General features: G+C 37.7%; 14 protein-coding genes and 1 pseudogene. 3 read left to right on the top strand and 12 right to left on the bottom strand.

Annotation, left to right across the window (positions count from 1 at the left end; genetic code table 11):
• Nucleotides 1-21 precede the first annotated feature (21 nt).
• The 10 genes and pseudogenes from AC6I5B_RS07305 to AC6I5B_RS07260 all read right to left on the bottom strand — a co-directional run bounded on the left by AC6I5B_RS07305 (nt 22) and on the right by AC6I5B_RS07260 (nt 9,799).
• Entirely contained in the window at nt 22-1,638 is a 1,617-nt protein-coding gene (locus tag AC6I5B_RS07305) for an IS66-like element ISRgn2 family transposase (RefSeq protein ID WP_119636217.1), read from the bottom strand.
• A gap of 151 nt (nt 1,639-1,789) precedes the next feature.
• Nucleotides 1,790-1,939, bottom strand: a complete 150-nt coding sequence (gene tnpB / locus AC6I5B_RS07300; RefSeq protein ID WP_073962808.1) for an IS66 family insertion sequence element accessory protein TnpB — start codon at nt 1,937-1,939, stop codon at nt 1,790-1,792.
• Nucleotides 1,940-2,056: 117 nt separating this feature from the next.
• Nucleotides 2,057-3,094: a tyrosine-type recombinase/integrase gene (locus AC6I5B_RS07295; protein WP_118262634.1), complete on the bottom strand. Its 1,038-nt coding sequence runs from the start codon at nt 3,092-3,094 to the stop codon at nt 2,057-2,059.
• A pseudogene (locus tag AC6I5B_RS07290) lies at nt 3,091-3,647 on the bottom strand (tyrosine-type recombinase/integrase). The gene AC6I5B_RS07295 and the pseudogene AC6I5B_RS07290 overlap by 4 nt, the downstream one beginning before the upstream one ends.
• A 419-nt stretch (nt 3,648-4,066) precedes the next feature.
• On the bottom strand, nt 4,067-5,290 hold the full coding sequence (locus tag AC6I5B_RS07285) for a tyrosine-type recombinase/integrase (RefSeq protein WP_022250142.1): 1,224 nt from the start codon (nt 5,288-5,290) through the stop codon (nt 4,067-4,069).
• Between the two features lie 93 nt (nt 5,291-5,383).
• On the bottom strand, nt 5,384-5,614 hold the full coding sequence (gene tnpB, locus AC6I5B_RS07280; RefSeq protein WP_497773470.1) for an IS66 family insertion sequence element accessory protein TnpB: 231 nt from the start codon (nt 5,612-5,614) through the stop codon (nt 5,384-5,386).
• On the bottom strand, nt 5,608-6,021 hold the full coding sequence (tnpA, locus tag AC6I5B_RS07275) for an IS66 family insertion sequence element accessory protein TnpA (RefSeq protein WP_172590409.1): 414 nt from the start codon (nt 6,019-6,021) through the stop codon (nt 5,608-5,610). The genes tnpB (AC6I5B_RS07280) and tnpA overlap by 7 nt, the downstream gene beginning before the upstream one ends.
• Nucleotides 6,022-6,831: 810 nt before the next feature.
• Nucleotides 6,832-8,034, bottom strand: coding sequence for a site-specific integrase (locus AC6I5B_RS07270; protein ID WP_004614000.1), 1,203 nt, complete (start codon nt 8,032-8,034; stop codon nt 6,832-6,834).
• Between the two features lie 266 nt (nt 8,035-8,300).
• Nucleotides 8,301-9,383, bottom strand: a complete 1,083-nt coding sequence (locus AC6I5B_RS07265; RefSeq protein WP_004614002.1) for a replication initiation factor domain-containing protein — start codon at nt 9,381-9,383, stop codon at nt 8,301-8,303.
• A gap of 86 nt (nt 9,384-9,469) precedes the next feature.
• Entirely contained in the window at nt 9,470-9,799 is a 330-nt protein-coding gene (locus AC6I5B_RS07260; RefSeq protein ID WP_004614003.1) for a hypothetical protein, read from the bottom strand.
• Nucleotides 9,800-10,048: 249 nt separating this feature from the next.
• On the opposite strand from AC6I5B_RS07260, the gene AC6I5B_RS07255 reads away from it, so the two are divergent.
• The 3 genes from AC6I5B_RS07255 (at nt 10,049) to AC6I5B_RS07245 (ending at nt 12,004) form a co-directional block, all read left to right on the top strand.
• A complete protein-coding gene (locus AC6I5B_RS07255) occupies nt 10,049-10,732 on the top strand; it encodes a helix-turn-helix domain-containing protein (protein WP_044987759.1) in 684 nt (227 codons plus the stop codon).
• Between the two features lie 411 nt (nt 10,733-11,143).
• A complete protein-coding gene (locus AC6I5B_RS07250) occupies nt 11,144-11,665 on the top strand; it encodes a phospholipase A2 family protein (protein WP_497773712.1) in 522 nt (173 codons plus the stop codon).
• A 21-nt stretch (nt 11,666-11,686) separates the two neighbouring features.
• Nucleotides 11,687-12,004 (top strand): hypothetical protein, encoded by a 318-nt coding sequence (locus AC6I5B_RS07245; RefSeq protein ID WP_044987761.1) that lies wholly within the window; start codon nt 11,687-11,689, stop codon nt 12,002-12,004.
• A gap of 455 nt (nt 12,005-12,459) precedes the next feature.
• Here AC6I5B_RS07245 and AC6I5B_RS07240 read toward each other — a convergent pair whose 3' ends face one another.
• Both AC6I5B_RS07240 and leuS read right to left on the bottom strand, forming a co-directional pair.
• Nucleotides 12,460-12,906: a hypothetical protein gene (locus AC6I5B_RS07240; protein ID WP_004614007.1), complete on the bottom strand. Its 447-nt coding sequence runs from the start codon at nt 12,904-12,906 to the stop codon at nt 12,460-12,462.
• 202 nt (nt 12,907-13,108) lie between these two features.
• Entirely contained in the window at nt 13,109-15,532 is a 2,424-nt protein-coding gene (gene leuS, locus AC6I5B_RS07235; RefSeq protein ID WP_004614008.1) for a leucine--tRNA ligase, read from the bottom strand.
• Between the last annotated feature and the right edge of the window lie 10 nt (nt 15,533-15,542).

Below are 15,542 nucleotides of genomic sequence, written 5' to 3'. Positions count from 1 at the left end.
TGCAAGCGTTTTGCTCTATGTTTAGTTTTGACAGTTTGCTTTCGCAGTCTCGCTCCATGGGGCAAGCTGTTCCAGCTGTTCATCTGACATTTTATCGTCTGGCCGCTGTGATAAGAGGTATGTCAGATATTTGTAGGTATTCAGGTCATTCGCTTTTGCCATCTCAACCATTGTATACACAATAGCACTAGAGGCCGCTCCCTTCGGACTGGCACTGAACAGCCAGTTCCTCCGACCAACAGTGAATGGTCTGATTGCATTCTCGCTAAGATTGTTGGATAAACTGCAATGACCATCTTCCAGATAGGTCATCAGGGTGTCTTTCCGATTTTGGGCATAGTTCACCGCTTTCGCCAAACGGGTTCCCTTGTTTGGACGCTGTTGATCCAGCCAAATCCAGAATGCCTCCAGTATCGGCTTCTCCTTTTCAAGACGGAACTGTTTTCTCTGCTCCGCAGTATGATTTTTTGCTTTTGAGTACCGCTCACAATCAAACAGCTTGGAGCAAAATTGTACTCCCTGCACCGCCGGAAGGCTGTAATCATACTCTTTCCCTTTCGGTATGGCATCTGTGAAATAACGTCTCACATGTGCCCAGCAAGAGCAGCGTTTGATATCCGGCAGATTGTTATAACCCTGGTATCCGTCGGTCTCCAGATATCCACGGAACCCCTGCAGGAAAGATGCTGCATGGAACTTTGCCCTTGTCTCTGTGTAATGATAGAGCAGGATCGGCGGAAGCCCATCTTCTCCACTGCGGAAGAGCCACATCCAGGAATCTGTTTCAGGATTGCGCTCCGGCTCATTCAGTACCTGAACCCGAGTTTCATCTGCCATCAGATATTTACGCATCCGTAACTGACGGTGAAAATAATCATAAACATGGCAGAGGTAATTCTCGGTACAGTAAATGATCCAGTTAGCAAGCGTAGCCCGGCTCAATGGGACACCCAGCTGCTTCCATTCCGATTCCTGCCGGTTTAATGGCAGACCATTCTGGTACTTCTGGTGCATTGCCCATCCTACAACGGATTCCGATGCATAACTTTCCGGGATCAATGGTTCCTGAACAGGCGCTTTGACAAATGTCTGATCATCCGGGTGTTCCTCTGATATGGCACACTCCGGGCATTTATAGGTTTCACGATAGATATTTACTACTTTCCCTTTGGCAGGGGTAAACCGGAATTCATGGCGGACGAATTCTTTCCCAATACATTCCATCTGCGTTCCGCAGGTTGGACAGTTCCGCTCCTCCTCCGGAAGAGAAATGATCTCGTCGCAGGAAGGAACATTTTTAAAGAGATCCGCATGTGTCCGTCGTGCTTTTCGCTTATGTTCCGGAACAGTGATGTCATCAGGAAGTTCCTGTTTCCATGTCGGATCTGCTTCCTGCTCGGCTTCATCAAAAAGATTCAGCTGACCATCGATATCTTTCCGTTTTTCACTGGAAGTACCAAAGAGCTTCTTCGTGAGATATTCAATCTGCTGACGAAGATTTTCTTTTTCCAGACGGTCTGCTTCCAATGTTTTTTGTAAAGACTGGATCAGTTCTGTCTGTGCGGAAATCGTTTTATTCAGTTGGTTGATCATGTCCTTGTACGCAAGGATTTTTGAATCTTTTGAATTACCAGCCATATGTCTTCTGCTCCTTTTTTACTGCTCTTATTATACCATAAAAAGCAATGAAAAGGAAGCAGAAAACCCAGTATTTACAAGGGATTGCAGACATGATACAGGGTGTGGAAAGCTCTCCATTTTTGTTGGCTGGCATAGAGGTTTTACACAATCATTCCGTAGGTTTGAATGCTTTTGGTTGTTCGATTTCAAGACCGGACATGAGCCAGTCGAATTGCTGCCAGGTCAGTTGCTTTACTTCCAACTGATTTCTGGGCCAGCGGAATCTGCCCTGGACTTCCATACGTTTATACAGCAGCACTTATCTAAGAACTCGAATAAGTGTTGTTATTAGAATAGAATTATTATTCGAGATAATCTCTTGGAAAGCCCAGAAATTAAGACTTTCTAAGAAATCTTCTCGAATAATGATATCCTATTAGTGACTCTTCAAAAAATCAGGAACATTTCTTTCTTCCAAGTCTTCTTCATCAATATAAATCGAACGCGGAAAATTCATTTCGTTCCATTCACGGATATGTTTATCAACTGTTGCCTGTGGACTTTCTGTATAAATCTGTGTCGTTTGAACTGATGCATGTCCAAGGAAAGCTTTTATTACCATAATCGGAACTCCCGCTTCTAACATATGTTGTCCGGTCGTGTGTCTCATACTATGAGGTGAATAGTGTTCTTCTTTGAAAAGATTGGGCGTTTTTTCTTTAGCGAGTTTTATATATTTTTTGTATATTTCTTCCACGCATGATATTGTCATATGCTCATGCGTCTGACTCGAAAATATATGTCTGTCAGGTTCTGTTTCTATTCTGCGATGTCTAATATATTTTCTAAGCATAGATGCACAAGGGTCAGGAATACGTATGCGACGTGCTTTTGAACCTTTTCCTACTATATCAATAGTAGTACCAGTTGATCTGAAATTGACAGATTTTACAGTAAGATCACACACTTCCTGTGCACGTGTGCCTGTTGCATACATAAAGCTTAATAAAACCATGTCTCTTAAACCAGTCTCACTTTTTTGGTCAGGCAGTGCCAGAAGGATCTTTACTTCATCGGTGGTAAAACCAACACGCCGCTTTTTAGGTGCTTTTTTTGATGGAATCCTCAATACAGCACTTCTAAAAGTTGATGCTGCATCAAAGTCATAGTTTTGTGCATACTCGGAAAAAGAATACAGTGCGGCAAGTCTTTGATTTCTGGTTGTAACTGAACATTTACGTTCATTTTCAAGCCATGACATAAAATCGGAAAGCGTATTTACATCTAAACAGTCAAAAGTAATCTCATCTGCTTTCGTGTTTTTGACTGAATACATATATTTTATTAAAAGTGTAAATGTTGTTTTATAAGAGTTGATTGTGTTCTTACTTAACCCACGTGCTTCCGGCATATATGTATTTACATAGTATTCAAGATATTTCATAAAAATCGAAGGAGTCTTCTGCTTTCTCATAAATCAACCTCCGGAAACAGAGATTCTGTGAAATCAGCAAACAAGAGCATATCTTCTTCGAAGAGTTCACTGCTGAATTTCATATATTTTTCACTTTCCACAAGGGATTCATGACCACAATATACAGAAAAATATGGAGAAGCCATATCGATATGATATCCTGCAGTTTCCAGCTGTTTAAAAGCATGGAACATAAAACAATGTCTTAAACAGTGCAGGCATGGAGCACGTTTATGAGGATCTTCATTCCCTTTGATAATACCAGCTTTCCTAAGAATCTTTTTAAATTGGCGTTCAGCAGTTATTGGGGATAAATGTTCGCTTTGTCTTGGGAATAAAAATGGATTATCTATACCATAGATTTTTATCACCTTACAATAATCCTTCAGCATGTTTGTTAATGTTTCATGCATTGGAACTAATCGTTGTTTCTTTTTTTTGAATGTATAATACGGATGACTCCGTTTTCTAGATCCAGATGCTCCATCTTCAAATTTAGAGCTTCGCCTAATCTGAGTCCACAACAATACAAAAGGCGTATGAGAACCGCCATTTCCATATGTATATGCGGAATGCTGCTAAATTTGTTTGTCATTGGATATGCATCAGCAATAGCAAATATATTCGACAATTCCTCATCACTAAATATATAGGGAATATACAAATCTTTCGTTTTCTGGAAGGGCGGAAGATAAACAACTTTTCCCATATCGGCTCTATATTTCATAAAGTTTCGTATAGTCTTTATGTATCCATTAATAGATGCCTCTGGAACACCTACATCATTAAGCCACTGATTTATTATTGTTTGTGGTACAATTTCATCATTATAAGATATTTTTGTAAGATATCTGTCAAAAGAAGACAGGCGATAATTATCCAAACGATAGGTATTCCATGCGAAAGTCGCAACACGATACTCCATGAATGACTGCATGTCGTCTTTAAAACAACTTTTAAAAATCACGGTTCTCATATACGACCTCCTTTCAGGAATTGGTGAAGTGTTCCTGAAGGTGCCGGGCATGCAAGAGCACAATTCCTAAGCATCTGAATATCAAGACGTGCATAGTGCCTGATTGCATTGGGACTATCATGTCCCAGTACTTTTCTTACGGTTTCATAAGATATGCCATCGTTTACCATCGATGACGCAAGAGAAGCTCTCAGACTATGAGGTCCATGTTTTTTACCTGCAATGTTAATACCAGAGCGAATCATATGTTTTTTTACAGCAAATGAGACAACAGAATACGATATTTCTGAATAAGGGGCACATGATTTTAAAAATACATAGTCGCTTGTGGATGCAGGACGATCTGTTGACAGATAATCCATCAGTGCTGTTTTGATTTCTGGCACCATGTAAAGTTCTGAAACACTTCCCGTTTTATTTTGGATAAAGCAGATACGCTGATTTTTGAAATCAAGAGAATCTAATTTAAGCGAGGCAATATCTCCCGCACGCATTCCTAATCGCGAAGCGAGAAGCAATATCGCATAATCTCGTTTTCCGATAGAAGAAGTTCGGTCTACAGCATTTTCGATCTCGATGATTTCAGAGATATCATAAGTTTCAGGAATACGTATACCACGATTGAATTTAGGAACTAATGTTGAAAAATCTTTTTCAATGTATCCTTGTGCAAAAAGATATCTTAAAAAATCTCTTAGTTCAGGATAGAATTCTTTATTCTTAAGATTCACTGAAAACTGAATGATTTCAGAACTATTTATGTATTCAAGACTTTTACAATTGTTTTCATCCAGATAAGTAAGGAATAAATATAACAAGCGTTCTTTAGTCTTTAGAGTAATTGGACGATTTCCTATCTTGCGACAATGTTCAAGATAATCCGCCTTAATAGCGTGATATTGCTCTGGAACAGACAAATCTTTTCGTGGAACGGAATATACGAAACCTGTACCAGAACAGATATTATTTAATCTTCGAATGACTGTCCTGAAAAAACGTTTCGTCGTATAGTTGTAATCTCTTGATTCAACTTCTTTTTTGTAGTATTGATCTGCAACTGATGAAGAATAATCAGTTATGTTATTAGCTAACATGAATTTTTTGATTCGTTTTACATGTTCCTGATACAGTTGTATCGTGCTTTTTGCATACTTTTCTTCTTGAAGTATTAAAGTTAGTTGATCATACAATTCATCAATAGGTATTTGGGTATTATTCATTGGACACCTCCGTCTTATATTAGTAAGTCCAATGATACATCATTATTCGAGAAGATTTCTCTGAAAGTCTTAATTTCTGGACTTTCCAAGAGATTATCTCGAATAATAATTCTCTTCTAATAACAACACAAATCCGTCAGATTCCCAAAGCAAAGCTTTGATCCTGTCACAACGTTTTCCACAGAAAAGATACAGGGCGCTTCGCCTTGGATCCATATGGAGTTGATTCTCTACAATAGCACACAGCCCGTCAATGGATTTCCGCATATCCGTTCTGCCTGTTACGATATAGATTTCATCGGCGGCTGTGATATCCCCTAACATTCCAACTCCTTCACAATGCGAAGCGTTTGAGCCAGAAGCTGAGGATCTGTTCCATTTGGTATTGTTAGATGCAAACTTCCTACAGACAGCTTCATTGGCTCTGCTACGGAAAGGTTATTTTTTTCCGTAGCTACCGGAATCACATTTAATGGCTGTTCATATGGGAGCGGGTCAGTATCATGAAAATCCACTCTGACAACTTCCTGGCTTTCCGGTGCACGATAGCTGCGTCCGGTTGACGCTGGCAAATCCACACAACCTTTCTGACGCAGCCTTTTTACCCAGTTGTAAAAAGTTCCCGGTTTAATGTCATGTTCCACACACCATTGATGATCTGTCAACCCACTTTGACGGCATTCCATGATGAGACGGTATTGTTCTTCGGTAGGTATTCTTTTGCTTCTCATGAGCACACCTCCATAAATCGGATAGAGTAAAATGCTCGCATCTATCATTTCTAGCAAGAGAAGATGAAGTGAAATGCTTGCATTTTCTATTGATTATTATGGAATGATTTTTAGGGCAACACAATCCGTCGAATTATTTTGCGCTTACAATCTTTGTTCCTCCTTCATTGTATCAAACATCATTTTACGAATCAATCAACAAAAAGAGAAAATACTCCCATAGGCATCACCGGCTTTCTTTTGTATCTTACAGGTTGGATTTTATTTGTGACGATTGTCACACAAAATTAGAAATAATAGAAACTTCTTAGAAGTTTTGATTTGTGACATTGATCTTAACACAATGTAATGTGAACTTCAATCAAAAATTATATAATAAGCTCACAATAACAGATTCTAGCTAAATGAAATTTGTTTCTACTTCTTCTCTAACTCTCAAAAAAGTAGCAGTTTTTAATATCTGTTACGATATTTTGCGGTATTCTGCGATACCTTTTCTTTGAAGAAAAATGCCTGTAAACCTTGATTTTCAGCGAACTTTTCAATATTTCCAAACATTTTTCCATAAAATATAACACTTCTACATAAGCCGTGCGCTCAACCTCCATTCCGCTTCGCTTCATGTCGGTTGACGGGCGTCGCCCTATGAATAGAAAACGACAGTCCTCCCTTTATGCAAGCATAGGGAGTCCTGTCTTATTTCTATTCGCACGGCTTACTTCATTACAATATTTATATCTACTCGAAAATGTTGATTTTACGCTGTTTTTCGCTATCTATCTTCTGATTTACTCCATTTTTACTCCAAATTTAAGCCAATATTTTCAGTTCGGCTACTTCTTCTTTTTTCTTTTCTTCTGAAACGTGCGTGTATAAATCGGTTGTCATTGCCAATGTGGAATGACCTAAGAGTTTCTGTACTACCTGTTGGTCTACTCCATTTTCATAACACCTTGTAGCGTATGTATGCCGCAGAGTGTGACAGGTAAACAGTTCAAATATCTTCGGCTCTCTCTTTTCTTCCTTTGCCAGTTCAATCTCTATTACATTGATTTTTTCCACATAGTCTTTGATTGCACTATTGACGTTATAATAGTAAACTGGCGAACCGTCTGAACAGGTAAATACCAAATTTTGAAATTCTTTGTGCTGTTTCCATATCGAGCGTTTCCACATCTTCTGTTCTGTCTGCTTCATCTTCTGATTTTGCAAAATCTCATACACTTCATCTGTCATAGGAATTACACGATTACTGGATATGGTTTTTGCGGTTGTATAGAAAAACTTTGAACCCTCAACAGGACTAGAAGCCTTTGAATAATGGATTGTCTTATTGATTATAATTTCTCTTTTTTCAAAATCACAATCTTCCCATTTTAGACCAAGCACTTCTCCAATTCGACAACCTGTTGTCACAGCAAATTTCAGAACATTGATGTGTATATAAGAAGAAGCAAATGTAAAAAATTTCTCCTGTTCTTCTCTTGTTAATACACGTCTTTCTTTTTTCACTTCTTTTGGCATTTCCACACCGATACAGGGATTTTTTCTAATGTATTCGCTCAATACCGCCTTATCAAGCATATCACTTAACATAAATCTGATATTCGATACCGTTCCATGTGCAAGACCGCTGTCTATCAAATCATTCAAAAATTTCTGTACATGATATGTTTTAATGTCCTGCAAATACATCTTTCCGATAGAGTTCTTCACTCTTGAATTATAGTAACTGTGGTTTTTATATATCGTAGTCATTTTGACTGTTTTCTTCTTATACAACTCCGTCCACGTTACATACCACGCATTTAAAGTGATACTTTCGCCATTGCCATTCAAACCGTGTTCATCTTCATAAACCGCTTCTCGCAACTTCCGTTTTAATTCATTCAGTTTAAAATCATAAAGCGTTTTACGTTTCCCTGTTTTGCTTGTAAATCTTGCAATATAGCGTCCGTCTGCTCTCTGTGAAATTCCCTTACCGAGTTCTTTGCCTTTTAAATCTTTACCCATACCAACTTTCCTTTCTTCTACTGAAAGAAAAATGGTAAAGTAAATATTTCAATTTTCATTATATCGACACCCCATTTTCTTTTCAAGCCCTTTTGCATTGATATTCCAGCCATTCATCAAGTAATTTCTTATTTGCATACAGCCGATTACCAATGCGTACCGTAAATCTATTTTTCGGATTATTCAACAGTTCTCTTGCCTTTGTTTTTCCAATCCCCATATACTCACAAAATTCATTTATATTTAGTAGTGCTTTCTCGATACGATTACCCCCTTTCGCCTAATCTTCTTGCTTTTATGTAATCATCATACAACTGTTTCTGTGTGATATTCATTTCTCCATTTTTTACAAGATTACCGATATAATCTCTTTTCTCTATCTTCCCAACCTCTGCAAACAGCTTCAAAGACGGAGCAACATACTTTTCTAACCACTCCCACACCTTTTGTAAACTCTTCTTCTGTGGTTGCATGGTAAGTTTGACCTTGCCTATATCTTTCATCAGTTCCGCCCATGCTTGATAAGTTGGGTAAAGCCTTTTTCGTGTTGTCGTGCTGTCTGTCGGCTTTTCTAAAAATCGTATTTTGCTGTTCAACACTTCCATTGCCAGTCCTGCCACATCTCTATATCTCAATAATTCCTTTACTACACTTACTGCCATTTCCTGCCGAAATCTCAATTCATATCTGTTCCAATTTTCATCTAATTCTGTTCCATACTTTTTATTCTGTTCATATCCCTTTTCATAAAATACCAATCTCAAATTACTGGCTGAACTGCCGAGATAAAGACTGCCACCTTTACTCTGAAACACTTCCTCTTTCAGTTCTCCCGAATCGTGAAAATCTATATCCCTTAGTTTTGTGGAAAGCAATCCCTCTTTTGTCCGTATAATCAAATCGGGAATACTCAAATACGGTTTTCTATCATCTATCGCTAAATCAATCCGAGGAAAATTGATGTGATACTGACAAACTCTGTTTAAGAAATCAAACCATGTTTCCTCATTGAGTTGTAAAAAATTCTCATAGTTACGACAGCCTTTCCCACTCATTAAGATCTGAAAGCCTTGATACTGTGCATTTCCTGTCGGCTTTAGCACCTTGATATTATCGAAGATTGCCACAACCTCATGTCCTGCAATCCCTTTTTCATAGCCTGTTACCGTCATAAGTTCCAAAGGTATTCTCAACACATCTTCTATGACTGCTTCTAACGGAACTTCCTTAATGGTTATCTGACACCAATCTATCAAGGCACTTAATTCTTCTTTCTGCCGTATTACTCCCCTGTTAGTGTAGGGGAGTTCTGGAAGAAAACTTCCGCTTCTTTCTTCCAAATTTATCAAACCTCCTTATCTGCAATGGCGTTGCCATTGCCCTGCCCTCAACCTGCCGTTTGGTACGTCAGAACGAGGACAGGAACTTTGACCGCCTACATATTTTTATTTGGAACAGGGCGGATACCCTTACAGGTAATCTTCTCCACTAATACAGGAAAGTTTCCTCTCTGCACATAAGGGGCATAAACTGGTTCTCCCAGTTCCACCACAGCATAAGGCTCAATCTTCGGAAGTTCCGTTGCTTCCAAGCGAATATCCACGCTGTTCCCAAGCTTCATACTTCCAAGATGAAGTTTTAAGGCTTCCACTTCCTCTGTTTTCTTCTTACTGTCTTTATCATAGCGGTAACAGTTATCCGCACCCATAAAACGAAGTTCTCCAAAGGCTTCTTTTACCTGTTCTTTTGTCAATGTTATCTGCATACACGTTCCTTTCTCCCCGTTGAACCGATAGGTCAGTTTCTCATATTTTCATTTTCCTATTACGACGTCGTTTTTGTTCAGTTATTTCTGAACTTAATCGTATATTAGCACAGTCATATTCGTTTTGCAATAGAAAGTTTAGTTTTTTATAAACTTTTTGTTTTCATTTTTCTGAACTTGTGGTATAGTGTCCTTAGCTGATAAGATATGAGAAGTTATAACGAGATATGGAAAGAGAGGGTTTTTCAGATGAATACAATCGCAGAACGGATTAAATTTGCCATGAAAGCAAAAAACAAGAAACAGGTGGATATCGTCAAAGATACCGGTATCAGCAAAGGAGCGTTCAGTTCCTATCTTTCGGGACAGTACAACCCAAAAGCCGATAAAATGGAATTGATTGCAGACTCTTTAGATGTAGACTTGCGGTGGCTTTACGGACAAAATGTGCCTATGGAACACACAAGCCAAAGTGACAATACTCTGCAATATGTCTTTTACAACAACTCCTGTTCCGAATATCTTCTTGATAATTTAGACGATATCTATATTGCCATGATGACCCAGTACGCCGCCCTCATTCCACGCTTTTATGTTCTTGTCAATCGTGCTGGAAATGCAATGCACATACTGCCATTATTTTTGAAAGAGGATAGTTCCGAGTTCTATGAATGTCCGTCTGATTTCTTCTATTCCGACAGGCATACTATTTTTACAAGAGATTTTGAAAGCATTCACATGGTATTAACAACAGCCACAATTTACTATTATGGAATTGATACAAAAACCTATGAACCGAAAGTTACCAAACTTTCCTACTCACAGACTGACGATTGCTTCTATATCGACAATGAAGTACATGATTGTCACATAAAAGCATTTGAAAAAGAAGTGGTAAAAGAAGCACTTTACTTAAAACACAACGCCCAATAACAGACAAGAGGACTTGCAAGGCTTCTGACCTTTCAAGTCCTCTGCTGTATCATGGTTCTGTTGTCTATGTCCGTTCCGTCAAGGACTGCCCTACGGCGTATCGGCTTCGCCTTGATCCTTGACCTCACTATTTTTTCACAATATAACAATAAAGATGTATTGATTTATTTAATTGTTACTAAAATCATTATACCGAAAAATAATAGTTGACAATATGATTCTATAATAGTATAATTTGCATAATTATAAACATATTTACAAAGAAAGAGAGGTATAAAAATAAAGAAACTTCAGAAACCAGTCATTAGTTGTCTATTAGCCTTATTACTAACCGTATCCCCGTTGACTTATGGAGTAAATAGTGTCTATGCCGCTGAATATGACTCTACCGAACTCATATATGAAACCGATGTGGAGACCACCGATGCCGATATTGAACAATTAAAAAATCTCTTCAATAAAGTCGATAGTTATATAGGATTGGACGGAAGCAAATTATTTGATGAAGAACTTGCTAGAGAAAATAATGAAAGTCAAGAAATTATTGATATCGGATTAGCATACAATGAAATGTTAAGTGCAGAACAACAAGGTAACTACGATAAAGTTAACAGACACAAAAGAGCTGTCATCAACGGACTTTCTCACTACGGAAATTGGTGCGGAAAAGGAAATAACGGAAAAAAACCTATAGACATATTAGACGCTCAGTGTAAGAAACATGATAATTGTTACTCAGCAAATGGAATGTGGCATAGCAAATGTGATGTGCAATTTGTATATAATATAGCTAGAAATTTTGGGGCAATCAATAAAATTGGTTGGCGTGCACGAACTTATGCAGTTGCGGCAATGTTATTATTTGCAGGTAAGGTCGGTGGTACATCTGCTTTAAAGGCAAAATATCCTATTCTAAGACCTTTTTTACCTTAAAATATCTAATAGGAGATTTCAATGGAAAAATTTATTAAAAAATGGAAAAACTTGAATTTATTTAGTAAATGTTCATATTTGTCAGTCTGTTTATTATTTATTATGATACCATTTACAGGTTTAATTTTAGAGTCATTAAATATATCTATTATAAAATTCGAGATTATTTTGGGAATATATGTACTGAGTATTATCTTTTCTATCCTAGCAAAAAATTGGAAACTAATATTGATCGCAACCATTGGCGGATTAGTGCTATGGGCAATCACAATAGGTATCGCAGAAGTTTTATGGTATTATCTAAAGTCTTGGTTTGGGGTAGATATCTCATATCGTTAAAAAAATAATCTATACAAGAAAATATAGAAATGCTAATTATTTATTACTGATTTTCAACAAGAGAGACTATCGCTAGCGTGACAGACTCTCTTGTTTATTAAAATAAAACGAGGAAAATATTACAGCCAGTATAATCATTCCCCATATTTTTTGTAATGAAATTTAATAATTCTTTCCGATTTACTACACCATTTAGTACACCATTTTCATATCAAACTACACCATTTTATGATACAATACACCACTTTACCGTTTTTTTTAATCTTGCAGAACACCAGTAAATACAAGGGTTTGAGAAGTTACATCAATTTATGGAAAAGCATTATCAGAAATTTCATAAGTTTCTTGATTAAATAATATTACTTTCCATTTACTCATTTCCATATTCTCCTTATTGTGCCATGTTTTCTATCATGTTAAACAACATCTTATCTACTTCTAATATTTTCTAAAAACTATATCCTTTCAAGCACATGTGATATTTCTAATAATTTTCTTCTTTTAATATGTTTATATATTCCAACACCACCAATAACTAGAACAAGAATAAAAATCAATCCCCCTGTTACTCCTGTCACTTCTATATCTAGTAATGCCACTATCGAAATCATTAATGCTACCATGCCAATGTTAAAATCCAACAAATTACTATCTAAATAAGATTGACATGCTATTTTATACTCTTCCAAAATCTCTTTTTCATTATTATATTTCCTTGTTGCTAAAACAAGTTTATGTTCCAAACATCTATAAAACGAACTACTCTGATTATATTTATAGCATTTCTCTGCCTGTTTATAAATGTCCATTAACTCTGCAATTCTTTTACTTTGTATCATAATGTATCTTCTCAATCCTTTTCCTAAAAATAACGCAAATAATATCTCTACTATCTGCGTCATTCCTCTAATGTCTTCTTGAAATATTTACTCCATTTTCTTTCAATCTTTACTCCAATTTTACTCCATTTTAAAAATCTGTTACGATATTTTACGGTATTCTATGATACCTTTCCCTTGAAGAAAAATGTCTGCAAGCCTTGATTTTAAGCGAACTTTTCAATATTCCCAAGCACTTTATTCTGTTGTGAGATTTTCTCTCAAATTATTTCTGCACAATATTTATGATTCTTCCCGGAACGTAAATTTCTTTTACGATTGTTCCTGTCAGTTTATCTGCAACTGCTTCTTTACCAGCTTTAATCGCATCTTCTTTTGATACGTCTGCCGGAACTGTCACAACTGCTCTTGTTTTTCCGTTAATCTGAACAGCAACTTCGATTTCATCATCTTTCATTGCATCTTCATCGTATGTCGGCCATCCTGCATTGAATACAGTTCCTTCGTGACCTAACTGCTGCCATAATTCTTCTGCCATATGTGGTGCAAATGGTGCCAACAATACAGCAAATGTGCTCAATGTTTCTTTATCGATTCCGCCTTCTTTTTTCGCGATATCGATTAATTTATTGTTGTATTCCATGAAACCGGAAATAACCGTATTTAAGCTGAAACTTTCAAGACGCGTTGTGATATCGTATACCATTTTGTTACGAATCTTGATCATCTCTTTTGTCGCTTTTACATCTGCATCTTTGCTGTCCATAACAAGATTCCATACACGGTTCAAGAAACGGTATACACCGTCGATTCCGCGGTCATCCCATTCTGCATCTAATTCCGGTGGACCTACAAATAATTCGTACATTCTAAGTGAATCACATCCGTAATCTCTTACCAAATCATCCGGTGATACTACATTTCCTTTTGATTTACTCATCTTGATACCATTTTTACCAGTAATCATACCTTGGTTAAATAATTTCTTAAATGGCTCGTCAAAATCGACTGCTCCGATGTCGTATAAGAATTTTGTATAGAAACGAGAGTACAACAGGTGAAGAACAGCATGCTCCACACCACCGATGTACATGTCTACCGGAAGCATCTCATCTGCTTTTTCTTTGGAAACCAATGCTTCTGAGTTATGGTTATCTACATAGCGCAAGAAATACCATGAAGACCCTGCCCACTGAGGCATTGTGTTCGTCTCACGTTTTGCCGGCTTTCCACAAACCGGACAAGTTGTATTTACCCAGCTTTCGATTCCCGCAAGTGGAGATTCTCCTGTTCCTGTCGGTTCATAAGAATCTACTTCCGGCAACGTCAATGGAAGCTGATCTTCCGGTACCGGAACTGCTCCACAATCCGGACAATGTACAATCGGGATTGGCTCTCCCCAGTAACGCTGGCGCGAGAATACCCAGTCACGTAATTTGTAATTCACTGTCGCTTTACCGATTCCACGCTCTTCAATGATATGTGGAGCTTCTTTTTTCAGAACTGCAGATTCCATTCCGTTCCATTCTCCGGAATTAATCATTGTTCCGGAAGCCTCTGTGTAAGCTTCTGTCATATTTTCGATTTCTTTTCCGTCTTTTGCAATTACCTGAATAATTGGAATATTGAATTTTGTTGCAAATTCGAAATCACGATCATCGTGAGCCGGTACACACATAATAGCGCCTGTACCGTAATCAGCCAATACATAATCGGATAACCAAATTGGTGTCTTTGCTCCACTAATTGGGTTGATTGCATAAGAACCTGTGAATACACCTGTTTTTTCTTTATCCTGAAGACGATCTACATTTGATTTCATAGAAGCTTCATAAATATATTTTTCTACGGCTTCTCTTGTCTCATCTGTTGCAAGGCTTGCTGCCAAAGCGTGTTCCGGTGCAAGTACCATAAATGTTGCTCCGTGCAGTGTATCCGGTCTTGTTGTGTAAACTGTAATTTTTTCGTCTTTTCCTTCTACCTGAAAATCAACTTCTGCACCGAATGATTTTCCAATCCATTCTGCCTGCATTTTCTTAACTTTTTCCGGCCAGTCTAATTTATCAAGGTCCGCTAAAAGACGTTCCGCATATTTTGTGATACGGAGCATCCACTGACGTAAGTTTTTCTTTGTCACTTCTGTTCCGCAGCGCTCACATTTTCCGTTCACTACCTCTTCATTTGCAAGTCCTGTCTTACATGAAGGACACCAGTTGATCGGGAACTCTTTTTCGTAAGCTAATCCTTCTTTGAACATTTTTACAAAAATCCACTGTGTCCATTTGTAGAACTCAGGATCTGTTGTATTTACTTCCATATCCCAATCGTAAAGTGCTGCGATTTCGTTGATCTGACGTTTGATGTTCTTTACGTTTTCCGCTGTAGAAACTGCCGGGTGAACACCCATCTTAATTGCATAGTTCTCTGCCGGAAGTCCGAATGCATCCCATCCCATCGGATGTACGATATAGTATTTCTGCAATAATTTGTAACGGCTCCACACATCAGAGATTACATAACCTCTCCAGTGTCCTACGTGAAGACCATTTCCTGACGGATATGGAAACATATCCAGACAATAATACTTCTCTCTTTTCCCATTTTCATCTGATTTAACATTTACCGGGTTCTTTTCCCAGTTCTCACGCCATTTTTTCTCAATGGCTTTGTGGTTATAAGGTGTTGCCATTATTTTTCCC

This window comes from Faecalimonas nexilis (assembly GCF_059731825.1).
This window is presented reverse-complemented; position numbering and strand designations above follow the sequence as displayed.